A 20232-nucleotide genomic window follows, 5' to 3' on the forward strand; every position below is an offset into this window, starting at 1 on the left:
CGTCACCACATCTCCCTGCTCTCGACGGTCGAGCCGTCGCACAGCTCGACCGTGTACGTCATCCGCCCCGCAGTGATCGCCGCCAGGTCGAGCGCGGCCCGGCCGACATCGGGCAGGACCACCCCGGCCAGCACGGCCAGCCACCACACCGGGACCCACGTCCCGAACGCCAGCCGGTTGGCCACCAGGACCACACCGATCCAGATCAGGGCGCCGGCCAGTTCGATGAAGGTGTCGTAAATGACCGCGCGCCGGGCGCTGCGCAACGCAGCGCCGACCTCCGGCGTGGGCGGGGGCGTGTCGTTGAGTTCACGCATGAGCGGCCTCCCAGTGCATCCGCCCCGGCGGCCCGGGGCTGGGGTTGCTGTTGTGCGGGTCGAAGAACTGGTTGATCGGGCCGCGCGGCGGCGTCGACACGTGCCGGGTGGTGTAGGCGTCCAACCGGGCCATCACCCCGGCCAGGATCCGGGCCAGCACCACCAGCGGGATCCGGATCAGGTGCAGCACCAGGAACAGCGCCAGCGCAGCGAACACCCGCAGCAGCGCCCACGTCCCGTTGCGCTCCAGCAGCCTGCCCAGCAGCGCCGCACCCGGGTTCGGCGGCATTCCGTCCGGTGTGGACATCACCGCTCCACCCCGATCGCCTTGTCCCACGACCGCGATTCGTCGTCGGACATCTCCGCCCACGCTCCGGAAGCGGTGGCAGCGGCCAGCGCCAGCGTCGCGTGCACCTGCGCCTCGGCCAGCGCGTCGCCGGCTTCGACGTAGTCCCCGCTCGACGCCCGGATCAGGCGTTCTGCTTCGCGGTAGTGCTCAGGTCCGGTCATCGGCCGACCGCCTTCCGGGCGCACGGCGTGCAACATGAGCCACCGTTGGGCAGAACGGTCGGGCAGAAGATGCAGGTGCTCTTACCGTTGGGCACGATCACGACCGGCTGGGTACTGCGGCTGCGGCTCGTGTTGGTCTTCTTGCGCGTCATGGTCAGCACTCCTCAGTGGTCGGGTCGATGTCCTCGGCGGGATGCAGGTCGGCGGAAATGCCCACCGGGTGGCTGAACCGGCCGATGCGGTCGGGAAGGTCGCCGATCGCGCACAGGTGCACGGTGCCGTGGTCGCCGCGGGTGGTGCGGCGGATCTCCAGGTCCAGGAAGTCCGCCCACGCGACGTAGATGCCGGCCACTTGCTCGGCCGCGTGGTCGAGGGTGGGCACCGCGCCGTGCAGCTGGCCGGTGATGCCGAGAGTCCAGCGCAGCGGGGCGAGCCCGGCCTTGCTGGCGCGTTGCAGCACCGTCGCCAGTGCGGCGTGGGCCTGGATCTGCCACCGGCGGCGGTCGTTGTCGGTGACTGGGCCGAACAGGCCCGGTCCACTGTGGTCGGTCACTACAGCCCCCGACCGTGATACCCGGCAGCCTGCTCGATGTGCTGCTTCGCCCGCGCAGCGGCCTGGAAGGCTTCGGTCAGATGACTCTTGAACATCTGGTAAACCTCCGTGGCCTGGTCCAGCTTCGCCACAGCGTGGCTGAGCGCGTTGTCGGCTTCCGCGGCTTCCTGGGTGCCGCCGAGAATCGACCGCGCATCTCCGGATTCGCTGAGTGCCCTGCGGGCGTCGAGCAGCTCGGGAGGCAGTTCGGCCTCGCTGAGCTGCTGGAGCTGGCCGAGCGGGATCGAGCCGGCGAGGGCGTTGAGCCGAGCGACGTCTTCGGGAATGGACATGCCGGTTTCCTTTCGGGTCGGTGCGGCCGGTCGCGGGCAAGGCTTGCGGGCCACGGGTTTCTGCGGGGTGCGGGCACGCAACTCCGGGCGTGCCATGAGAGGGATGCGGTCGCCGTAGCCGGATTTGTGCAGCAGCAGGCGGGCGAAGTGCAGCAGAACCGCCTGCTTGGCCGGGGTGTCGAACTCCTCCTGCCACCAACGGGTGTCGCAGCTGTCCTCGTCCACGTCGGTGACTTCTGCGTGGTAGTACTGGCCGTCGACGGTGCGCAGGTAGACGTCACCGCCGAATGCTTCGCGGTAGGCGGCCTTGATGGTGTCGGTGGTGCGGTGACCGAAGATGTCGAGGAACCGTCCGTCCGGGGTGATGACCCCGGAGTGCACGGGCCGGAAGTGACCTTCGCCGGGACGGCGGACGTACACCGTGCAGATGTCGACGTTGACGAGCGAGTAGATCGCCCCGGACAGGAAAAGGCAGAAGCCGTGACCGAAGAACGTGCGGGCTTCGTCATCGATCGTGCCGGCGGTCAACCGGAAGGTGCGCCGACCGCTGGGCGTGGGGTGGGTCATGGACAGCGACCGTGACCCGGTGAAGTCCTGCGACAGATCGGCCCGGGGCTGGTACGGCACGGCGGCCTACCGGATGCCCGGCAGCGGGCGGTTGCCGCTGATGGCGGTGATGCGCAGCGCGGCCGCGACGTCGGTCAGCACCTCGACCGCCCGGCGTGGGTAGCCCTGCGCAGTCAGGTGCCGGGCCAGCTGGTCGAGCAGCCCGCCGCGGGCGACCGGGTCGGTGACGCTCACGTAGTAGGCCATCAGCTCGACGACCGGGCCGGTTTCCGGCTCGTACCCGCCCGGGCGGTAGGCCGCGCCGGTGGCGGTGGCCTCTTCGGCGGTGGCGATCATCCAGGCCAGCTCGCCGGCCAGCCGGTGCTCGCTCACCCCCGCCTGCCAGCGCTCGGGGTGGGTGGGGTTGGCCGCGGGGAACACCGACGCGAGGTAGGTTTCCTCGGCCGCGTAGAGGAACAGCAGCCGCATCCGGTCATCCGGGCCCGCAGCCTGCGGCAGCAGCTGCCGCGCCAACCGCGCAACCCGTTGCCCGGCCTGATAATACGCGGTGGAGGCCATCTGAGCCGCCAGCCGCACGGTCACCGTCATCGGCGGTTCCGGAATCCAGCGGTCGGTGCCCTCGGGCGGCGCAGCGGTGGTCAGCGTGGCGGACGTCGTGGCGGCGATGGGCATGGCGGATCGAACCGTCCTTTCCGGACAAGGCAGGAATCGGAAGTGGCAGGAAGCGGAGCCGACCGGCGACGGGGTCGGCCCCGCTTGCCCGGTGACCTGGCCGGAGACGGCGCGGGCGGTCACTGGTCGCCGATGAAGACGCCGTTCTCGTCGTAGTTGTCCGGGTCGTTGTGGTGGTCCCCCTCATCGCAGATCAGGCACAAGGTGCTCACCTCCTTTCCGTGCAGCACGGTGATGTCCCGCGCCCTCGGCATCAGCCGACGCAGCGCGGCAGGCTTGCCTCGGAGACGAGTCAGGCGGCGGTTCCGCCCGCCAGGCGGGCCCACTCGGCCGGCCAGTCGATGCGCTCGCACCCCGGCGGGATCAGCGCTTCAGCGGCGTCCAGGAGGCTTTCCACGGTGCCGCGAGGCAACGCCACGTCGGCGGAACCGGCGGGCGTGGTCAAGGTGAGCAGTACGTGGCCGAAGCTGCCGCCGGTGTCCGGGCGGACCACCACGTCGCCGTCGCCGGCCGGTTCGGACAGGCCGGTGGCCAGCAGTTCCCGGGCGAACAGCCACACCCGGCCGGCGACCAGCAGCGTGACCGCCCACGGGTCGCCCGGGTCGTAGACCAGCGCCACCGGCACCGGGCCGTGCCCGTTCACCACCGCGTCGGCGGGGTAGATCAGCTCCACAGGTCCCAGCTCCCCGGCGAGTCCGGGCCGAAGCCGTAGCGGCGGGCCGCGTCGGTGAGGATGTCGGCGTGGTCGAACGCGAACCCGCCGCGACGGGCGACCCGGGCCGCGGTCCGCAGCGGCATCCACGCCGCCGACGCCGCGTCGTCCCCGGCGACCGGGGTGATCGCGTGGTCGAGCACCGCGCCGTAGGCCACCGCCACGTACCGGCCGCGGGCGTCGCGGCCCGGGGCGTCGTAGACCCCGATCCGGTCGAGCACCACACCGGACAGGTCCAGGCCGGTTTCCTCGGCTGCCTCCCGTCGGGCGGCCTGCTCCGAGGACTCGTCGGCATCGACGTGTCCGCCGGGCAGGGCGAGCTTGCCCTTGTGCGGGGCCCAGCCGCGCTCGATCAGCAGCACGTGCCACACGCCTTCGTGCGCGGCGAACAGGGTCACGTCGGCGGCATAGAACACCGGGGCGCGGTCGTCGAAGCGGGCGGCGAGTTTGGCCGCGAGCGAACCGATCAGCGTCATCGCAAGTCCTTCCGGGAGGCGGGAAGCGGCCCGAGGAACACCGGGCCGTTGGCGTTGCGGGCAAGGGCGTGGGCCGGTCAGGTGGTGACGGCCAGCAGCAGCGCCACCGGGGCCAGGCACAACCCGGCCTTCAGCAGCCGCACCGCCGTGGCGGTCCGGCGGTATTTGCACAGCGCGATCCGCCCGAGCCGTGCGGTGTCGTCCGCGATGCGGTCCGCGGACTCGGTGACATCGGCGTGAAGCAGCGCGGCGGGGCCGTTGAGGGCGGCGTCCATCCACGTTCCCGGGATCGGGTCCTCGGTCAGCCGCGGACGCAGCGCCGACAGCAGCAACAGCACTGCCGCGAAGATCGGGACGGCGGCCAGCCACAGCGCAGCCGCGGTCGGGATGGACACCGCCCGGGTGGTCAAGGCGACCACGCCGGCCAGCGCAGCCCCGACCAGGGAGAGCAGGATCTGCGCTTTGGTGTCGGCCCGGCGCAGCTCATCCCGGGCGTGTTCATGGGCGCCCTTGATGTGCGGAGGCACCTCACCTCCGTCGGCGGGGGCGGTCGGCTGGTTGTTCGCGGCCATGCTGGGTCTCCAGTCCACAGAAGAGCGGGTGAATGTGCAGGTCAAGCCGCACGCAGCGGGTGGGCGTGGGGGCCGGTGAGCAGGCTGGTGACGTAGGAGACGAACGACCGCTCCGCACACGGGTGGACCGCGTCGGTCTGCGGGTCCCGCAGCGTGCTGCGCAGCCACAGCGTCAGCCGCGCCACCGACCAACCCGCACGACGGTGCCGGGCGATCGCCGTCACCAGCGGCTCCAGGAACTCCCGCCGCACTCGCGGCACCCGCACCGCGGCCCGCGCCACGACCGTGCTGTCCGGGGCGGTGTTGGACAGCGGCGGCCGGCTGGTGTGCGGGCGGTGCGCCACCGCGGACTCCAGCTCAGCCTCGGCCAGCAGCCGCAGCTGCGCGGCGACGTCGCGGTAGACCCGGGCTCGGCGGTGCATCACCACGTCACTCGTGCGGCGGGTCAGGACCCGGGCGTTGGCCGCCAGCAGCCCGGCCAGCATCTCGAACCGGCGCGCCACCACAGCCGCACCGTTCTGACGCACCAACACCAGCGGGTTGCCCTCGGTCGCTGCGGGCTCGGCCTCGGCCAGCAACCGCAGCTGCGCCGCCACGTCGCGATAGACGGTCACCCGGACACCCGTCACGACCTCCGGCAGCCCGGCCGCGCTCAGCAGCGCGGCGTTGCGGGTCAGGGTGTCGGCCAGGGCGCGGAACCGGGCCGCGGTCAGCGTGTGAGACATGAGCGGTCCTCCTCGTGCGGGGCCGGGAGCAGGCAAGGCGCTGCCCCGGGACGAATGCGGAAATTGCGGGTGGTGCGCGGAAACTGCGCAGAAAGGCGGTGGGGCTGGTCAGTCCGCCAGAGCCAGGTACGCGTCCTCGATCTCGACGCGGGTGGCGTCCAGCTCCGTCAAGAACACCCGCGCCATGCGCATCGCCTCCATGCCGTGCGGGCCGGAGAACTCAATCCGCACCGTGCTGTACACGACGTCAAGCCAGTGCTCCCGATCCCACGGCGTCGCCGACGCGGGCGGCATCGTGGCCAGCAACCCCACGAACGCGGCGGGAACGAACAGGCGGTCAACCATTCAGGCCACCTCCCCCAGCGAGCGCCGTGCCACGATCGGCAGCGCGATCACCCGGGCAACCGGGGCCTCCAGCCAGGCCAGCGCTTCGTCGATCTCCGCGATCTCCGCGTACAGGTCGACCAGCTCGGCCATGCCGTCGAAGCTCTCGGCCAGGACGCTGTCACCAGCCAGGCCCGTGGTGTCAGCGAAAGTCTCGAAGTCCAGCTCGGCCGCGTCCATCTCGGCCTGGCGGCGGCTCGGTCGTGCGTTCCTCATCGGTCTAGCCTTTCCATCGTCGGTCATTACAAACTAGAACATACTAGTTTGTAGTTGGTATCGGCCGTTCGAGTGAACTAGGCCGAGGTAGTTTGTGCCGCTAACATGGCGGCCATGGAGGCAGAAACCCGACCCCGCGCACCGTTTGAGCAGGTCGCCGAGAAGATCGCCGAAGAGATCCGGTCCGGCGGCTACGCACTAGGCGAGAAGCTGCCGAATCAGCGGGACCTGGCGGAGCGGTACGACGTCGCAATCGCGACCATGCAGAAAGCCCTGGGGCTTCTGCGCGAGCGCGGTTGGGTCAACTCCCGCGCCCCGATCGGTACGTTCGTGGCAGCAGTCACGCCAGCCTCCGAGCAACCCGCACCCACGCTGATCGAGCTATCCGCGCAGGTCAGAGACTTGCAAACGGAGGTGAGTCAGCTGCGCCAGTCCGTTGAGCGACTGGAGGCCGGCCAGCCTTAACCGCGACCGAGGTCCCGGAAGAACTGGGTCACGCTGTCGATGATGCCGCCGCCGTTGTCCTTGGCCGTGTTGACCATGCCAGCCGCATCGTGCGGGTGCTTGACCACAAGGGCCAGCGCGGCCAAGACGATCACCACACCGACGATCTTCTTCACGATCCCGCCGCCGGTCTTGATCCCGAAGGGGTTCTTGGACATTGCGTCTCCTAGCGTCGTGGCCGTTCCGGCCCTGGTTGATGTTGATGACTCCATGAAACAGGCCCCTGAGCTGCCCGAACAGGGCACACTAGGGAGCACACTCGTACAGTGGGGCACAGTCGGGAGGTGGAGGTGAGCGAGTGGGCAACGACCAGCTAGAGGCCCTGATGCTGGAGGCTGGCTACCTTCGCCAAGACGGCAGCGTTGGACTGAAGGTCTTCGCTCGCGCTGTCGGCGAGCAAGCTGGCAAGGCGTACACGCACACCTATGTTCGTCGCTGGCTTGACGGGATGGTGCCGCGCGACGCCAAGACTCGAACCGCCATAGCCAACGCACTTGGGTATCGACTTGGCCGGCGTGTCGACGTGGACGAGATTGGCTTTGGCAAGGCGCAGAAGCTTCGAGCTGACATCGGCCTTGACTACCCAGAGCAGCTTGCCGATAGCGTGACGTCTGTCGCGCGGTTGTGGCAGGCCGATATCGACGGCATGTCGACTTTGCTCGATGCCCCAGCGAATGCGGCCGCATGGAATGAAGCAGCCCTGTCATGGCTCGTGACCACGCGCGATGATGTCCTGAGCGATACGGGCAAGCGCAAAGTAGGCGAAGCCGATATCAGGGGCATCAATAAGACAACCGAAATGTTTGACGCGCTCGACGGCGAACATGGTGGTGGCCACGCACGAAGCGCTTTAATCGAATTCTTGAGGACAGATCTGGTCGGACTGCTCGCGGGCCACACGCAGAACGACTCTCTTCGAACTGAGTTGTTCAAAGCCGCAACGCAAGCCACCCTACTCGGGGCATGGATGTCCTACGATGCGGGGATACACGGCCTGGCGCAGCGGTACTTCATACAGGCGTTAAGGATTTCAGAGAGTGCCAACGACCGCCTTTTGGGCGCCAGTGTCCTAGACGCAATGAGCCACCAGGCCAATTTTCTCGGCCGATATAAAGAAGCGGCCAATCTCGCCAGGACGGCCCGCACGGGAACAACTCTTTCGGGATCACCTAGTGCCGCGGCGCATTTTTACGCAATGGAAGCGAGGGCACTCGCCCGGCTTGGCGATTCGGCCGGATGCGATCGAGCAATGGCAGCCGCCGTAAAAGAATTTGAGAGGCGCGATCCTGAGAACGACCCGGCCGACTGGTTCTCATACTTCAACGAGGCGGAGCTGGCCGCAGAGCTTGGACACTGCAACCGGGATCTTGGGCGCCCAAGCGACGGCGTCACGTATGCCACACAATCCCTCGGGCCAACAGCGAGCGGCTACGTGCGAAGCGACTTCTTTGCCACGATGGTTCTCGCCGACTCCTACCTTGACGGTGGCAACGTTGCCCAGGCTTGCGATGTCGCGCTAAAAGCCATTGAGATCGGCGATTCGCTGAAGTCCGCTCGTTGCAGCGCGTACGTCAACGAATTCCGCGCACGCCTCACTAAAGTAGGCAAGAGTTCCGAGTCCAAGGAATTCCTAGAGAGAGTGACGTCAGCTCGCCTGTGGACACCGAAGGACGCTAAAAGGGTGCCCAGTCTCGCCGGTCTCCACCTGTCCTGATCGCCGCAACACGTTTGCGAACCTCTTGCGCGGCTTCGTCTGTCGCCTTACCGGCAAGCCAAAGAGTCATTGAAATCTCACGATAGCCGGCCAGGGTCTCATAGCCACGCCAATTCATGATATCGAAACCATACACCTCCACGAACGTTCGATACTCCTCGGCCGAGTGCCAACCAAAGCGCTCATAAAAAAGAGCAGTCTGCACCAAGTCCCACTCGCGTGGACCAACACAGAAGCTGTCCAGGTCAATCAAGCAGGGACTGCCGTCTCTGGAGAGAATTACGTTGCCAATATTGGCATCGCCATGGATTACGCCAGGAGTAAGCGGAAACTCCAACCCTTCATAGCTATCCCTCAATTCCGCAATTCGACTCCGCAAGAATTCTTCATCGTCGCGACCAAGATTGGAAGAATCGCTCAATCGCTCTTCGATCTCGTCGAACGGCCGCTTCGCCCTCAGCCCAAGACTCTCCGGAGTGCGCAAGCGATGAAGATCGCGAATAATTTCAGCCACTTGCGCAATCGATGCGTACCCCTCCTTCTCAGAGACGGACTTCCAAAATGTGGCAGGGTAGCCAGACGCGTCGACCGGCTGAGCAATGTCGATCACCCTGTTCGCCGGATAGTTTTCATCTGCCAGCCAGCGCGCCACGGCGACCTGGCGACGGGCGTCCTCAAAACCACCTCGTTCGCGTCCGATGCGAAGAATGATCTGACCTCCGAGCCGGAACACCGCATTGGAGCCAATCCGGATCAGCTCAGCATTTCGCCCGTCGATGCCAGCCTTTTTGCAGGCGGCGTCGGCGAGTTCGCGCGCCGACTCTTCTGTCAAACCCTCGGCCTGACTCACGATGTCGCCTCCTCGCGGTTCGAGATCTGTCACAACACTAGTGAGGTTGCGCTCGACACAGTCGGCCGGTTGCCGTTTCTCCTGGTCAGTGGCCATTGGTCGAGCCCTGAAGCCCCGGCCGGCCGACAGGATGATGCCGCTTCTCCAAGGCCAAGCCCGAGGTGAGGCAGCTCTACCGTAGCGACGAACACGACTGGTCGGCCGCTCTTCTTGCCGGTCAGTGTCAGCGACCATTGGGGGGCGACTTACGCCCATTCGTCGTTGACTTCTCGCATGTGGGTGCAGTAATGCCGTTCCCCGAGGTACAAGGGCTCGGCCGGGTCCTGGTAGGCCCAGAAGTCCAGCGCTTCCTCGGTCTGGTCGAACTTGGTGGTGGACCAGTGGTAGCCGGGGCCGCGGGCCTGCGCGGCGTCGACCAGCAGCGTGCCGAACCCCCGCCGCCGGTACACAGGTTCCACCTGGACGTGACGGACCACGCCGCGGTGGTCGACCCCGCATAGCTGGAGGTCAGCGACGGCCACGACGGTGCCGCGGAGCCAGACTTCGAGCCGCCCGATCCCGGCAGGGAACCCTGGCCGGCGGGCCACGATGACGAGCTTGGCGCTGCGGTCGTCCAGCTGGTCAGCCTGCTCCGGGGATATCGCCAGGCGGTGGTCGACGACCAGCCAAGTGTGCCGGGGCAGTCTCAGCGACCAGCACCGGTTACACGACTCGGTCGACAGGTGCAGGGCGTGGTGGAAACCGCAGTTGACGCCCGCGAGCGCCGGCCGGTGCTTGCGATTGAGGCACCAGGCATGCTTGCGGTCGGACCGGACCGGCAGATCTTCCCGTTCGGTTATCTCGGGCACCGCGGTCATCCAACTGGGTCGCTCGCCCATGTGTTCGATCGTATCTCGCGTCTTCGCATCTCACGAGGCATCCAGACCTCATGAGGGGGACGTCTTGTGGCGCCCCTTCGGTTGCCATGGGGCGACCTTGCCCCGGCCGCTTGCCCGGTTGTCCAGGTGTCCACCCCCAATACACCCCCAAATCAGCTCTGACCAGGGCCGATGTGCAGGTCAAGGGGCAGTTTCAAGATCCATTCAAAACCCGTCCAGTGTGAGTTCGAATCTCACCGGGGGCACCAAACCATGCTTATTCGAACTGTGACCAGCAGGCACCGTTGTGAGGCGGTCCGGCTGGTCACAGTCGTTTTCAGGCTCCGCTGACTGTGCGTCTGCGGTCTCGTCGGGGGCGGTCAGGGTGCCGTTGTGGGTGTAGTAGCGGCCGAGTGGTACGAGCATGTCGAAGGGTTCGGCGAGTTCTTCTCCGGTGACGCCGTCGACGTCCACGCGGAGTTTGGTGAAGATGGTGGCGTTGAGTAGCTTGCGGCGAGCCTCGTTGCACTTGGCGTAGAGGCGCTGCGGCTGGTCTAGCAGCGTGAGCGCGGCGGCGATGACGTCGCGGGCGACTTTGAGGTCAGCGTCTAGGCCGTCGAGCTGCGTCAGTAGCTTGTCGCGTTCGTCGCGGACCTCCTGCATTTTCGCCGTGAGCTTCTCCTTTGGCCACGCTGGGTTACCGACTAACTCCAGGTAGTTGTCTTCTTTGACGGCTAGTTCGCCGAGTCGGGTGTTGATTTTGTCGCGCATGTCCGTGCTGGCGACGATGGCGTTGTCGAGTTGTTCACTGAAGGTCTTTTCCACGACAGCCCTGAAGTCGGCGGGGAAGCTGACGGTGGCGTAGTGCTCAGCCACATGCTGCTCCAGGTCGGCGGCGGACAGGTAGGGCAGGTTGCAGGACTTGTCGCGGCGTCCGACGCAGAAGTAGTACTCGTAGGAACCTTTGGCGACGGAGACGACCAGACGCCGGCCGCATCGGTGGCACCACAGCATGCCTTTGAGGTAGTGGTTGTGCTTGCGGTTACGAGTACCGGAGCCGGATTGGGAGTCCATGACTTCTTGGACACGGTGGAACAGTTCGGGCGTAATCAACTTGGCGTGACGTCCCTGATACTCGTTGCCCGCGAACTCCACGTAGCCGATGTAGTAGCGATCCCGCAGCATGGCCCCCACCTTGGCCCGCGAGATTGGTCGCGCGGGAAATTCGCCAAACGGACGCGTCGTAAGCCCGGCGTCTTGGAGTACCTCAGTGAGGGTATCGAGGGTGTAGGTACCGGTGGCGTACAGCTCGAACGCCAGCCGTACCAGCGGGGCGCGTTCTTCATCGATAGCGATCGTGGCGACTTGGCGGCCCTCGAAATCCTCGCGCACGTTGCGGTAGCCGATTTTCGCCCGCCCCGGGGTGCCGCCGATAGAGGCTTTAAATGCCATCTTGCGACCGATATCGATTCCGTCGGACTTGACACGGAATTCGTTCACCGCGGCAAGGATTCCGTGCAGGAGCTGGCCGGCGGGGGTTTCGTCGATGGGTTCGGTTGCCGATACCACTTCGACGCCAGCGTTACGGAGCGCGAGAATCATCATGGCGTCGTCGAAGCGATTGCGGTTCGCTCGCGACAGTGAGTCCACGATGACGTAGTCGATGTCGTGTTCTTTGATGTAGGCGAGCATCGCTTGAAACTCGGTCCGCTTGTCGACCGTCTGCGCCGACCCCTTTTCCAGAAATTCATACTCGACGTCGGCATCAAGGCTTTCCGCCTTTGCCTTCACCGCCTCCCGCTGCTGCGGCAGCGACAACCCTTCCGGGTTAAACTCGCGTTTGACCTGCTTGAGGGTGGACACCCGCAGATACACGACAGCCTTCTTACGACGTCGTGCGCGGCGCTGCTCTTTTCGTGCCCGCTTCGTCATGAGGGTGTACGTCCTTCCTGTGCCGTGATGATCCGGTCACACAGCCGCCGGTACGGTTCGATGAGCTGCGCGGCGGCGATGACGTCGAGGTTGAGCGCGTCCACCAGGGCCAGAAAGGTGTCAACCCCAGGGACACTGCCGTTCTCTATCCGCGTGAGGGTCGATAGTTCTATGCCGAGTTGTTTCGCTAGTCGTTTTTTGGAGTAGTCGGCTTGCTGTCGCCTCGCGCCGACGTACTCACCGAACGTTCCCGGTGCGGTGGTCATTGCTTCTCCTTCGTCCAGTATCCCAAGGGGGTTGCGCGTACGCAACCCCCTTCTATGTTGTGTGTAGTTCGTTGATCAGGAAGTCTGCCGCGTGCTGCTGCTCGGCGACAGCGAGCAGCGCCGTGTCGCGGCGCAGTCCGGAGATCACCGACCCGATGACGTCGGCGCGTTGCCGGCTGGGGGCGGTGATCAGGACGCGAGGGAACACGCCGTCGGGGCCGCTGCCGCCGCCGGCGGCGTGGGTGAGGTAGGTGCGCAGTTTCGCCCGCAGCCGCGGCACCGTCTCGGTGGCCTGGTCAACTTCGATCCACCAACACTCGGCGTGGGTGGGCGTGTCGAGTACGAGGTAGGCGTCGGGCCGCAGCGTGCGGCCGCCGCCGATGGGCCACCAGCACGCCGGCTCGGCATCGAACCGGGCCAGCCCGAAACTGCCGGCCCGGCTGATTGTGGTGAGCGTGACGTAGAGGCCGGACACGGTGAGCGCGTGGGCGAGGTAGGGCGTGGTGGGCTGCTGGAAGTAGCGGGCGCGGGGCGGTTCGGGTGCGTCGTCGGCGATGGCGAGGAACCGGCGCCCGGTGTGGGTGATGGCGTAAACGTGGCCGACCGAGCCGGCCCGAACGCCACCGACACGGCGAGGCAGCATCGCCACCAGGCCGGCGCCGGCCAGTCGGGTCATGATCCGCCGGCGCACCCGCCGCACAGTCGCCGCTGTTGTCGCCGCCGGCTCAGTAAGGAGGGTGTCAAGCTGGGCGCCGGTGAGGACCCGCACCGCGGCCAGGTGCCGCAGGGCCGCCACGTATCGGTCGGGTAGCTGCCCCGCCAGGTCCCGCAGCGCCGTTGTCGTGACGCGTGTGCGGGTCATCAGCCCCTCCCCTCCCCCACCGAATGGGCCGTTGCCGGGAACAAGGCGCGGGCGCGTCGCGGCATGTTCCCGGAACGGAACATGAGAAATCGATGGGAGGAGGAACGGACGGGAGGAGAGAAGAAGAGGGAGCCGGTTACGGTAGTAAGTTGGTGCCAATAGACCCCACCAGGTAGGCGCCGAGCTGGGGTTCTGGCTGGTGGGAGGCGACGCGAGCGGACACCCGACCGGACACTAGTGGTGATCATGACGTGCCGCCTTTGAGGATCCGGTTAGGCCGCTGCTGCCGCTCGGCGTCCACCGTCGTTCGGTCGACGATCTGCTGCTCGATGTCGGCGGCGGCGTAGCCGTAGATGCGGCGGCTGGCCGCGCTGAGCGCGACCCCGTCGCGGACGGCTTCGGGTAGGGGCCGGGTGCGGCCGGTGATCGGCGGCAGCGTGACACCGTCGACGCAGGGCCGGATCGCGATCTCATACAGGCCGAGGTGTTGCAGGTCCTCGGTGGTGAGTGGGTGGAAGCTGCGGGCGAGCTTGTCGGCGTCGGCGTGGTTGACCTGGAACACCACCTGAGACCGGGTGGTCGACTGCACGGCCGAGCGCATGTCGGCGCTCAGTTGCCCGACGTGCTGGTGGGCCAAGATCAGGCCAAGGCCGAAGCGGCGGGCCTGGGCGAGCATGTCCACCAGGTCGATGGGCAGTCGGACGGTGTCTTGGAACTCGTCCACGTACAGCCACGTCGGGCGGCGTTTGTGTTGTGGCACGGTGGAGCGGGCGAGGATCGCTTGCCACACCGACGCCAATAGCAGCGACCCGATGAGGGTGGAGTTTTCGGTGCCCACAAGTCCTTTACGGAGTGGGACGAGAACGATTTTCTTGGTGGCGATCGCGTCGCGGAAGTTCAGGCCATGCGATTGACCCAGCAGCAGCCGCAGCGGCGTGGACAGGCTGAACACCCGCAACTTGTTCAACACCGGGGACGTCATGTGCAGGCGGGCGCCTTCCGATAGTGAGGCGAACCAGCGCCAAAAATCGGCCATCGGCGCCGACAACGGCCGCGACGTCACCGTTTTGCGGAACGCATCGTTAGTGAGCAGCTGCGCGATATCAACGACGGTGAACGGCTGCCCGTCGGGCGCGGTGGTGCTGGCCAACGTCAGAAGACTGGTGCGCAAAATATCGGCCGTGCGGGGCCCCCAGGACGATTCGTAGATGGATTGCAGCACGTGATACACGCCGGCCGCGGCCTGTTCCGGTGAGCCGACGCGCAGCGGGTTCAACCCGATGACGTGGTCTGTGTCGGCGGGGTCGATCACCATCACGTCATCGACGCGGTGATCGGGGACACGGTCGACGATGTCGGCGACCAAGTCGTCGCCGGCGTCCACCACGACGACACCGTCGCCGCGCTCGATATCGGACAAAATCATGCTCGCCAACAACGTCGATTTTCCGACGCCGGGCGGGCCGAGAACCCACATGTGCCGCAGCCGGTCCGTACGCGCCACCGACACCAGGGCGTTACTGCCCGGGAAGTTCGCTTCCGCCACCACCACACCGTTGGTGGTGGTGCGCATCGACGCCGGCGGTGGCATCACCCGTGACGCGCCGCCGGGCACACCAAGCAGCGTGTCACGGCCGGGAGCGAACCCGAGCAGGCCGGCCAACTCGGAGGCGGTGGCCAGGATCGGCCAGCGCCGCACCGGCACCGCCACAGCGCGGACCCGCGCCGACACCCACCACGACGGCAGCCACCGGCGCACCACGCCCGCGCGTGGGGTGTTCAGCGACCGCAGCGCCGCCCACACCCGGCCGTAGAGGGCACGCAGCCGCCGCCGGTCAAACCGGGACGACACCGCGACACGGCACGTAGCCCACAGCACGGGTTCGCCCGTCGCCCACAACGCGCCGGCGGCCTGCACGTCTTGGTTCGACAGGCCAGGCCGCAGCAACCCGCGCGGGCTGCGGGCCGCGGTGAGCAACCATTGCACCCGCACTGTTTCGCCTGCCTGGAGAGGTTGCAGGGCCGCCAGCAGGTGCCGGTTCGTGTCGTGGCCGCGGCCCACCGCGAGCGGTTCACCGGCGCCGGTGATGCGGGCCTCCGCCGCAATGCCGAACCGTGCGCCGCGGGCGGCGGCGAGGTAGCCGGGCAGTTCCTGCAACCGGGCACCCGGGATCGTGGCCCCCAACGCCGCCCGCACATCCCCCAGCAGGCGGGAGGGGACCAGTACCAGCCGAGTAATGCCGTCGCTGGTCGCTGATAGCTCCATACCGATCGGCCACCGGGCCCTCACCGACCACCAGCGCCGCGCCCGGGCAATAGCGCGCAGTGCCACTACCCACCGGGCGATGTCATCGGCGGACGTGTCGCGAGCGAGCCGGATTTCCCACGCGGCAAGCGAACGCCGCCACCGCCGCATCTGCACCCGACGCAGACCAGCGATCAGGCACAGCAGAATCAACGGTGCACCAATGATCGGCACCGGCAACCACTGCCACCACCCGCCATCCATTCCCTACACCTCCTTAACGAAAGGGAAGGCCGGCCCGGCAAGCTCAACGCGGAAGAGGGCTTGCCGGACCGGGATATGAGACACATCAGTCGCTGTCGTCGTTGTTGCTGCCGGCGTGGTTGTCGCGTGCGCGATGTGAGGGCCGCGCGATTTTTCGGGTGTGCATGTCACGGCCCAGCAGGATCAGCACATTGGCCAGCTTCACCGGATCAACCTGTGTGCGCTGCCTGCCATAGATGCGGATACGGTGCCCTCGCCTACTCCTCGCCCTAGCCATCAGAACCCCAATGCGATGTCTTGGGCCTGGTGCCGGGCGCGAGCGGCAGCCAACAGCGCCTGTGCACTCGAACCCGCTTCCGCGACGGCGACATACTCGAGGAATTCGGCCTTACGCAAGCAGTAGTTGGCACGCTCGCTGGGCATCGCATCGTGCCGGGGCGCTGACTCCAGCAGCCCCCGAAGCGCCGTCGCCAACTCGGCGCGAAACCATGCAGACATAGCGGTAAACCTCCCTGTCTGTGCGGCCCCGAGTGGGCCGTACATCAGGAATCGTGGCGCCGCATGCCGGACGAATTGGCTCCGAATGCGCACCCGACCTGGGCAATTCTTGGCGACTATCGGGTACAGGTCAGGACCAAAACTGGTACAGAGCTGGCATGTGCCCTGCTCAGGCCCGGCACATACGTCAACAGGCCCGGTCCGTCCCCTCAGAGGAACGGACCGGGCCTGTCGGTGCAGCTTCTACGTCGTCAGCGGGTCAGGGCACTGAACGATATCGAGGAGGATACGCACGATTTCTGCTGCCAATGCGCGCATGAGCCTGCCCTCATGTTGGGGTTTGCGGAAGGTGCCGGGGAGCACGCCGAAGAAGTCTCCGGCAATACGCCGGCGGTCAAGGAGTTTGCGGCCTTGTGTCCCTACCGCCAAACCCAGGACGGTGGATGCAGCTTCCGCGCCCGTACGCTTGTCGACGTTTCGGGCTGCCTGTCGAATCAAGTCCTCGGCTAGCAGTGCCCGTTGATCCAGGTCAAGGCCGCCATGCTCGTCAGCGGGATACAGCAAGTCCACAACTTCGCGATAGTGGGCCAGCAAGCTAGGTGCCGTGGCGCCGTAGAAGACAACACCCCGCAAATGGTCGCTCAGTTCCTCCACCGTGGGACGTCGCCGCATACACTCCACCGCCTCGAACGCCTCCGGGGAATATGTATTATGCATGGGTTTTCCCGATTAATTCTAGAGCGGTGTACCGCGGGACCGCTTGGGTTTTAATGACATTCGGCACCGCCGATAGACCACGACCGCCTTCACCCACAGCCACCGAATGACCGGCCGCAGCAGTCGCACCAGGCGTACGCGCACCGCTCGCCGCGCGAGTAGCAGCACGGCCAGGCATACCCACCACCAGCCGCCCTCGGTCAGGGCGCCCATAGCGACGGAGAACAGCACCGCAGCTGTCAGCACTCGCCGAGTGGATGAGCGCATTACCAGCCCCACCGCTCAACCGGCGCGGGCAACGGCGCGGCGTCCACAATCTGCGCGATCACGGGCCAGTCAGCCAACGACCCACCGCCACCGGGCTGGACACCCAACGCCATCAGCACCTGCCCACAATGGTTGATCAGCACTTCGGCGGCGTCGGTAGTGATTTGCTCCGGCAGCACCTGGTCATGGGTGAGGACCACTCGAACCACGGCAGCGACGAGCCCCGGCGAAATGACCCGGACTCGGCGAGGCGGTGCCGGCGGGAGGGCGTTCACCAACCCCTGCGCGGTCGAGGCGAGCACGTGCGGGCGGGCGGCGATCCCCAGGTCGGCCAGCAGACGCGCCATCGGCAACAACGCCGGCGCCGGTTCGGTCGGCACCCCCTCCGCGGCCAGCACCGCCACCAAAGCCGACAGCAACGCCCCAGGGTCATACGCCGCCGGCGGCGCGCCGTGCAGCTGCCCGTAGCCGGCCGACCCCGGCGGAACCTGCCCACCAGGCCCGTACGCCGGCGGGACCTGCCCGTACACCTGCTGCTGCCCGTACAGCGGCGGCGCGACGTCGCAATCGGCGCGGATACGGTCCTCAGCCGCGCCCGCAAGGCGCTCGGCGAGCTGCCACGCCCGCCCCGCCCGCTCCTTCACCTGCCGGCCGCTCTCCCGCAGTCGCCTCACCGTCGTTGCCAGCGCAGCCCCCAGCCACACCACCAGCAGCAACACCCACTCCTGCGGCATCGGCACCACCACATACACGAACACAGCCAGTACCCACGTCAGCAGCGGACGCACCATCCGCCCACGGCGCAAGGCCTTGAGTAAGCCGAACATCCTCTGAACCTCCTGTCGGCGCGCCCCGCGTCGAGTGCGCGCACATAACAGCAGGTCAGGCCCCATGTCCGGTGTCTACGGTGATCAGGTCCGGGAAATCCGACCAGGCAAAATGAGGTCGGCTCGATCTCGCCCGGATACTCCAATCGGGGGATTTCCCGGATATCCCGGACCGCGCACGGGTGTACACACGGTGTAGTAGACGCAACGCACGCACGCGAGGTGAACCCACATGGTCAGCGACGAACCGCCCCACGATCCGCTACCGCAGGTCGACGCACGGCCAACACCGCAGCAGTTCGCCGCAGCATTGCGGAAGCTGTGGGAGTGGACGGGGCTCACCCTGGAAGGGCTCAGGCTCCCCAGTTCGACCAGCCATGACTTCCTCAACGGGAAGCGGACACCCAACGCGTCGTGGCTTGACGCGTTCGTGATGCGCTGCCTGAGCTACGGCAAAGAGCGACGCTGGCTCCCCGCAGGCTTCGACATCCACGCCGAGCTTGACAAGTGGCGCCTGGCGCGCGCACACATCGAGCAGCAGCGCCGTTCACACAAGCGCGCTAAAGTCGCCACTGATCAGCGCGAACCCGTACAGAGCGCAGACGGAAATATGTCCACATTCGCCAATGTCATGACTTTCGCAGGTTCAATCATCACCGGCTGGAAGATCGGCGACTTGGTTAATAAAGCATGGGATACACGAAAGAAGCGACGTTAATAGCAAATCTTGCTTATATTGAATGAGTGTTCAGGAGTGAACTAGCACCACATTCGTTCAATAATACGTGTCTTACATTTCTTATTTTAGATGGTGTTCGGCCCGAAAACCGGCGTGACGAATGGCTATCCCGTGAGGTCGCACAGGCCTACTGCCTGGAAACGGGCACCCTGACCTGGCCCGGATTACCCAAACGTCCGCCGGTGTCATTGCGCGACCGTGGGCCACTTGCGGAGTGGGAGCCGATGAATGTCGGCAAATTTGAGGCTATCGCCGCCGATAGTGGCGTGGTGGGCCAGGAGCGCAGCTTGCCCGGGCGGATTGCGTGGCCGAGTACGTCGGCGCTCGTAGTCAGCCCGGAAGGCTTCCTGATGTGCTGGGAGGAAAGTTTTATTCGTACGTCGGATATTGTGCGGCTTGGGGGCGCACACCAGCCGTTAGCTAACCGCCGGGATGGATGGAACGAGTATTACCACGCCCAAGGCAACGAAGACGACGACCCTATGTATGGACCTGGATTTCGCGGTCTTCCCGTTGCTCGGGGATGGGTCGGAAATGAACGCACACCCCACCCCCTGGGAATCCACGATCTCAACGTCGCAACTTTGTCCGGGTGCAATCGCATGGCGATAGCCCCTATCGATGAATCCGGCAACGACGCCTACGGCCAATACACACCCGAAACTATCGAGTTCATCCGACATCACTTAGGAATCGATCCTGGCACCGTCGACTGGGACACCGCCGGAAGCCATCGACTTATCAACGCCCAATTCGCCAATACCGCAGCATTCACCCCGGCGCCAGCGCGAGCAGCCTTACAACACGCACTCGCGCCGAAACCATCCACGCGGCCAGCAAACACCCGCACAGCCGGAACCAAGGCAGTCCACAGCCAAGTAACCCGACGTTTGCTACGGTGAAATACGCACCAAACCGCGGCGCCAAAACGAGAAAACTACCGACGCCAATTGGACGTCAATTTTCTTGCAAAACACACCGTCGGAACCCATACTCGGTCAGTGGTAAACGACGCGCCGGTGACAGGCGATGAATTTTTCCGAGAACGAGACCGGCTTATCTCCCAAGGAAAGAACGCCGAGCGAGAACTAGACACATGGGAAGACCACCTGCGCCCTCTTGCCCACACGGCTCCTGAAACAGCCGCACAGATCCTAAAAACGCTCGCCACCAGCTCAAACAGTGACGACCGAGAAATAGCAGCGATCTACGTCGCATACCTGTTCGAGACCCGCCGACAACAAGCCATCAGTCTGCTGGAAAATCTGTTTCAAGACCCGAACATGAACGTCAGAAGACAAGCCTTGTCCACCATCGACGAAATAACCAGCGACGCTCGCATCAGCGCAGATGAAGCGGCGCGCATCGCATCCGGCAGACAGCCCCACTAGCAAGGTTTACCGAAATTTCGAAGATGGCGCCACGCATCTAAGTGAGCCTTGAAGCTTCGGTATTGACTTTGAGGAAACGAGCACGCTAGATTCGATGCTGCATCAATTCCCCGCGCGAGCGGGGGTGACCCAGTTGAATCTAATTAATGCAAGCAACTTAGAGCGTGTCTTACGTGGTGATCGGTCGCTGATGAGCGATGATGTTGGTTGTGGTTGATCGGTTGTCGCTGCGGTTGGTGCCGGACGAGTTGTGGGCGCTGATC

29 protein-coding genes are annotated in these 20232 nt (G+C 65.7%); 5 read left to right on the forward strand and 24 right to left on the reverse strand.

The window, feature by feature from the left end; translation table 11 throughout:
* Positions 1–2: 2 nt before the first annotated feature.
* From C2L58_RS18105 to C2L58_RS18160, 14 genes are all read right to left on the reverse strand, one after another.
* Complete coding sequence (locus C2L58_RS18105) at positions 3–317, reverse strand: hypothetical protein (protein WP_103338758.1); 315 nt, start codon at positions 315–317, stop codon at positions 3–5.
* The gene (locus C2L58_RS18110) at positions 310–624 is read right to left on the reverse strand and encodes a hypothetical protein (RefSeq protein ID WP_103338759.1); all 315 of its coding nucleotides are present in this window, start codon (positions 622–624) and stop codon (positions 310–312) included. The genes C2L58_RS18105 and C2L58_RS18110 overlap by 8 nt, the downstream gene beginning before the upstream one ends.
* Positions 624–827 (reverse strand): hypothetical protein, encoded by a 204-nt coding sequence (locus tag C2L58_RS18115; protein ID WP_103338760.1) that lies wholly within the window; start codon positions 825–827, stop codon positions 624–626. Before C2L58_RS18115 ends, C2L58_RS18110 begins: the two co-directional genes overlap by 1 nt.
* Positions 824–979: a hypothetical protein gene (locus C2L58_RS49250; protein WP_158264136.1), complete on the reverse strand. Its 156-nt coding sequence runs from the start codon at positions 977–979 to the stop codon at positions 824–826. The genes C2L58_RS18115 and C2L58_RS49250 overlap by 4 nt, the downstream gene beginning before the upstream one ends.
* Positions 980–981: 2 nt before the next feature.
* Positions 982–1380, reverse strand: coding sequence for a hypothetical protein (locus C2L58_RS18120; RefSeq protein WP_103338761.1), 399 nt, complete (start codon positions 1378–1380; stop codon positions 982–984).
* Positions 1380–2240 carry a hypothetical protein gene (locus C2L58_RS18125; protein WP_146073622.1) on the reverse strand — a complete coding sequence of 287 codons (861 nt, stop codon included), beginning with the start codon at positions 2238–2240 and terminating at the stop codon, positions 1380–1382. The genes C2L58_RS18120 and C2L58_RS18125 overlap by 1 nt, the downstream gene beginning before the upstream one ends.
* A 105-nt stretch (positions 2241–2345) precedes the next feature.
* A complete protein-coding gene (locus C2L58_RS18130) occupies positions 2346–2951 on the reverse strand; it encodes a hypothetical protein (protein WP_103338763.1) in 606 nt (201 codons plus the stop codon).
* 119 nt (positions 2952–3070) lie between these two features.
* Positions 3071–3205, reverse strand: coding sequence for a hypothetical protein (locus C2L58_RS51295; RefSeq protein WP_255410546.1), 135 nt, complete (start codon positions 3203–3205; stop codon positions 3071–3073).
* 38 nt (positions 3206–3243) lie between these two features.
* Entirely contained in the window at positions 3244–3624 is a 381-nt protein-coding gene (locus C2L58_RS18135; RefSeq protein ID WP_103338764.1) for an SsgA family sporulation/cell division regulator, read from the reverse strand.
* On the reverse strand, positions 3615–4139 hold the full coding sequence (locus C2L58_RS18140) for an NUDIX domain-containing protein (protein ID WP_103338765.1): 525 nt from the start codon (positions 4137–4139) through the stop codon (positions 3615–3617). Before C2L58_RS18140 ends, C2L58_RS18135 begins: the two co-directional genes overlap by 10 nt.
* 77 nt (positions 4140–4216) lie before the next feature.
* Positions 4217–4711, reverse strand: a complete 495-nt coding sequence (locus C2L58_RS18145; protein ID WP_233225782.1) for a Pycsar system effector family protein — start codon at positions 4709–4711, stop codon at positions 4217–4219.
* A gap of 41 nt (positions 4712–4752) precedes the next feature.
* Positions 4753–5436, reverse strand: a complete 684-nt coding sequence (locus C2L58_RS18150; protein WP_103338766.1) for a hypothetical protein — start codon at positions 5434–5436, stop codon at positions 4753–4755.
* Between the two features lie 108 nt (positions 5437–5544).
* Entirely contained in the window at positions 5545–5781 is a 237-nt protein-coding gene (locus C2L58_RS18155; RefSeq protein ID WP_103338767.1) for a hypothetical protein, read from the reverse strand.
* Entirely contained in the window at positions 5782–6036 is a 255-nt protein-coding gene (locus C2L58_RS18160) for a hypothetical protein (protein ID WP_103338768.1), read from the reverse strand.
* Positions 6037–6150: 114 nt separating this feature from the next.
* Between C2L58_RS18160 and C2L58_RS18165 the strand changes: the two genes are divergently transcribed.
* Complete coding sequence (locus tag C2L58_RS18165) at positions 6151–6501, forward strand: GntR family transcriptional regulator (protein ID WP_103338790.1); 351 nt, start codon at positions 6151–6153, stop codon at positions 6499–6501.
* On the opposite strand, the gene C2L58_RS18170 is transcribed toward C2L58_RS18165, so the two are convergent.
* Complete coding sequence (locus C2L58_RS18170; RefSeq protein ID WP_103338769.1) at positions 6498–6698, reverse strand: hypothetical protein; 201 nt, start codon at positions 6696–6698, stop codon at positions 6498–6500. The two genes, C2L58_RS18165 and C2L58_RS18170, sit on opposite strands and share 4 nt — an antisense overlap.
* Positions 6699–6838: 140 nt before the next feature.
* On the opposite strand from C2L58_RS18170, the gene C2L58_RS50465 reads away from it, so the two are divergent.
* Positions 6839–8254: an XRE family transcriptional regulator gene (locus C2L58_RS50465; RefSeq protein ID WP_233225783.1), complete on the forward strand. Its 1416-nt coding sequence runs from the start codon at positions 6839–6841 to the stop codon at positions 8252–8254.
* Here the strand turns inward: C2L58_RS50465 and C2L58_RS18180 are convergent.
* The 9 genes from C2L58_RS18180 to C2L58_RS18225 all read right to left on the reverse strand — a co-directional run bounded on the left by C2L58_RS18180 (position 8214) and on the right by C2L58_RS18225 (position 17839).
* Complete coding sequence (locus C2L58_RS18180) at positions 8214–9104, reverse strand: aminoglycoside phosphotransferase family protein (protein ID WP_233225784.1); 891 nt, start codon at positions 9102–9104, stop codon at positions 8214–8216. The two genes, C2L58_RS50465 and C2L58_RS18180, sit on opposite strands and share 41 nt — an antisense overlap.
* Before the next feature lie 245 nt (positions 9105–9349).
* A complete protein-coding gene (locus tag C2L58_RS18185; protein WP_146073623.1) occupies positions 9350–9982 on the reverse strand; it encodes a GNAT family N-acetyltransferase in 633 nt (210 codons plus the stop codon).
* A gap of 204 nt (positions 9983–10186) precedes the next feature.
* Positions 10187–11893, reverse strand: coding sequence for a recombinase family protein (locus C2L58_RS18190; protein WP_103338772.1), 1707 nt, complete (start codon positions 11891–11893; stop codon positions 10187–10189).
* Positions 11890–12159 carry a helix-turn-helix domain-containing protein gene (locus tag C2L58_RS18195; RefSeq protein ID WP_103338773.1) on the reverse strand — a complete coding sequence of 90 codons (270 nt, stop codon included), beginning with the start codon at positions 12157–12159 and terminating at the stop codon, positions 11890–11892. The genes C2L58_RS18190 and C2L58_RS18195 overlap by 4 nt, the downstream gene beginning before the upstream one ends.
* A 52-nt stretch (positions 12160–12211) precedes the next feature.
* A complete protein-coding gene (locus C2L58_RS18200) occupies positions 12212–13021 on the reverse strand; it encodes a replication-relaxation family protein (RefSeq protein WP_103338774.1) in 810 nt (269 codons plus the stop codon).
* A 244-nt stretch (positions 13022–13265) separates the two neighbouring features.
* Entirely contained in the window at positions 13266–15530 is a 2265-nt protein-coding gene (locus tag C2L58_RS48690; RefSeq protein ID WP_146073624.1) for a type IV secretion system DNA-binding domain-containing protein, read from the reverse strand.
* A 276-nt stretch (positions 15531–15806) separates the two neighbouring features.
* Positions 15807–16028, reverse strand: a complete 222-nt coding sequence (locus C2L58_RS18215; protein ID WP_146073625.1) for a hypothetical protein — start codon at positions 16026–16028, stop codon at positions 15807–15809.
* 243 nt (positions 16029–16271) lie between these two features.
* Positions 16272–16682, reverse strand: coding sequence for a hypothetical protein (locus tag C2L58_RS18220; protein ID WP_103338778.1), 411 nt, complete (start codon positions 16680–16682; stop codon positions 16272–16274).
* Positions 16683–17011: 329 nt separating this feature from the next.
* Complete coding sequence (locus tag C2L58_RS18225) at positions 17012–17839, reverse strand: hypothetical protein (protein WP_146073626.1); 828 nt, start codon at positions 17837–17839, stop codon at positions 17012–17014.
* Between the two features lie 232 nt (positions 17840–18071).
* Here C2L58_RS18225 and C2L58_RS48695 point away from each other — a divergent pair, with 232 nt between their 5' ends.
* From C2L58_RS48695 to C2L58_RS48705, 3 genes are all read left to right on the forward strand, one after another.
* On the forward strand, positions 18072–18557 hold the full coding sequence (locus C2L58_RS48695; RefSeq protein ID WP_146073627.1) for a hypothetical protein: 486 nt from the start codon (positions 18072–18074) through the stop codon (positions 18555–18557).
* Positions 18558–18583: 26 nt separating this feature from the next.
* Complete coding sequence (locus C2L58_RS48700) at positions 18584–19480, forward strand: hypothetical protein (RefSeq protein WP_146073628.1); 897 nt, start codon at positions 18584–18586, stop codon at positions 19478–19480.
* Between the two features lie 99 nt (positions 19481–19579).
* The gene (locus tag C2L58_RS48705) at positions 19580–19969 is read left to right on the forward strand and encodes a hypothetical protein (RefSeq protein WP_146073629.1); all 390 of its coding nucleotides are present in this window, start codon (positions 19580–19582) and stop codon (positions 19967–19969) included.
* The last annotated feature ends 263 nt before the right edge of the window (positions 19970–20232 follow it).

The organism is Amycolatopsis sp. CA-126428 (genome assembly GCF_002904335.1).
GTDB lineage: Bacteria > Actinomycetota > Actinomycetes > Mycobacteriales > Pseudonocardiaceae > Amycolatopsis.

What these genes read in the sequence shown, in the direction of transcription:
- C2L58_RS18105 (WP_103338758.1), bottom strand. Translation starts at nt 317, where the DNA reads ATGCGTGAACTCAACGACACGCCCCCGCCCACGCCGGAGGTCGGCGCT.
- C2L58_RS18110 (WP_103338759.1), bottom strand. Translation starts at nt 624, where the DNA reads ATGTCCACACCGGACGGAATGCCGCCGAACCCGGGTGCGGCGCTGCTG.
- C2L58_RS18115 (WP_103338760.1), bottom strand. Translation starts at nt 827, where the DNA reads ATGACCGGACCTGAGCACTACCGCGAAGCAGAACGCCTGATCCGGGCG.
- C2L58_RS49250 (WP_158264136.1), bottom strand. Translation starts at nt 979, where the DNA reads ATGACGCGCAAGAAGACCAACACGAGCCGCAGCCGCAGTACCCAGCCG.
- C2L58_RS18130 (WP_103338763.1), bottom strand. Translation starts at nt 2,951, where the DNA reads ATGCCCATCGCCGCCACGACGTCCGCCACGCTGACCACCGCTGCGCCG.
- C2L58_RS51295 (WP_255410546.1), bottom strand. Translation starts at nt 3,205, where the DNA reads ATGCCGAGGGCGCGGGACATCACCGTGCTGCACGGAAAGGAGGTGAGC.
- C2L58_RS18140 (WP_103338765.1), bottom strand. Translation starts at nt 4,139, where the DNA reads ATGACGCTGATCGGTTCGCTCGCGGCCAAACTCGCCGCCCGCTTCGAC.
- C2L58_RS18145 (WP_233225782.1), bottom strand. Translation starts at nt 4,711, where the DNA reads ATGGCCGCGAACAACCAGCCGACCGCCCCCGCCGACGGAGGTGAGGTG.
- C2L58_RS18150 (WP_103338766.1), bottom strand. Translation starts at nt 5,436, where the DNA reads ATGTCTCACACGCTGACCGCGGCCCGGTTCCGCGCCCTGGCCGACACC.
- C2L58_RS18155 (WP_103338767.1), bottom strand. Translation starts at nt 5,781, where the DNA reads ATGGTTGACCGCCTGTTCGTTCCCGCCGCGTTCGTGGGGTTGCTGGCC.
- C2L58_RS18160 (WP_103338768.1), bottom strand. Translation starts at nt 6,036, where the DNA reads ATGAGGAACGCACGACCGAGCCGCCGCCAGGCCGAGATGGACGCGGCC.
- C2L58_RS18165 (WP_103338790.1), top strand. Translation starts at nt 6,151, where the DNA reads ATGGAGGCAGAAACCCGACCCCGCGCACCGTTTGAGCAGGTCGCCGAG.
- C2L58_RS18170 (WP_103338769.1), bottom strand. Translation starts at nt 6,698, where the DNA reads ATGTCCAAGAACCCCTTCGGGATCAAGACCGGCGGCGGGATCGTGAAG.
- C2L58_RS18185 (WP_146073623.1), bottom strand. Translation starts at nt 9,982, where the DNA reads ATGGGCGAGCGACCCAGTTGGATGACCGCGGTGCCCGAGATAACCGAA.
- C2L58_RS18190 (WP_103338772.1), bottom strand. Translation starts at nt 11,893, where the DNA reads ATGACGAAGCGGGCACGAAAAGAGCAGCGCCGCGCACGACGTCGTAAG.
- C2L58_RS18195 (WP_103338773.1), bottom strand. Translation starts at nt 12,159, where the DNA reads ATGACCACCGCACCGGGAACGTTCGGTGAGTACGTCGGCGCGAGGCGA.
- C2L58_RS18200 (WP_103338774.1), bottom strand. Translation starts at nt 13,021, where the DNA reads ATGACCCGCACACGCGTCACGACAACGGCGCTGCGGGACCTGGCGGGG.
- C2L58_RS48690 (WP_146073624.1), bottom strand. Translation starts at nt 15,530, where the DNA reads ATGGATGGCGGGTGGTGGCAGTGGTTGCCGGTGCCGATCATTGGTGCA.
- C2L58_RS18215 (WP_146073625.1), bottom strand. Translation starts at nt 16,028, where the DNA reads ATGTCTGCATGGTTTCGCGCCGAGTTGGCGACGGCGCTTCGGGGGCTG.
- C2L58_RS18225 (WP_146073626.1), bottom strand. Translation starts at nt 17,839, where the DNA reads ATGTTCGGCTTACTCAAGGCCTTGCGCCGTGGGCGGATGGTGCGTCCG.
- C2L58_RS48695 (WP_146073627.1), top strand. Translation starts at nt 18,072, where the DNA reads ATGGTCAGCGACGAACCGCCCCACGATCCGCTACCGCAGGTCGACGCA.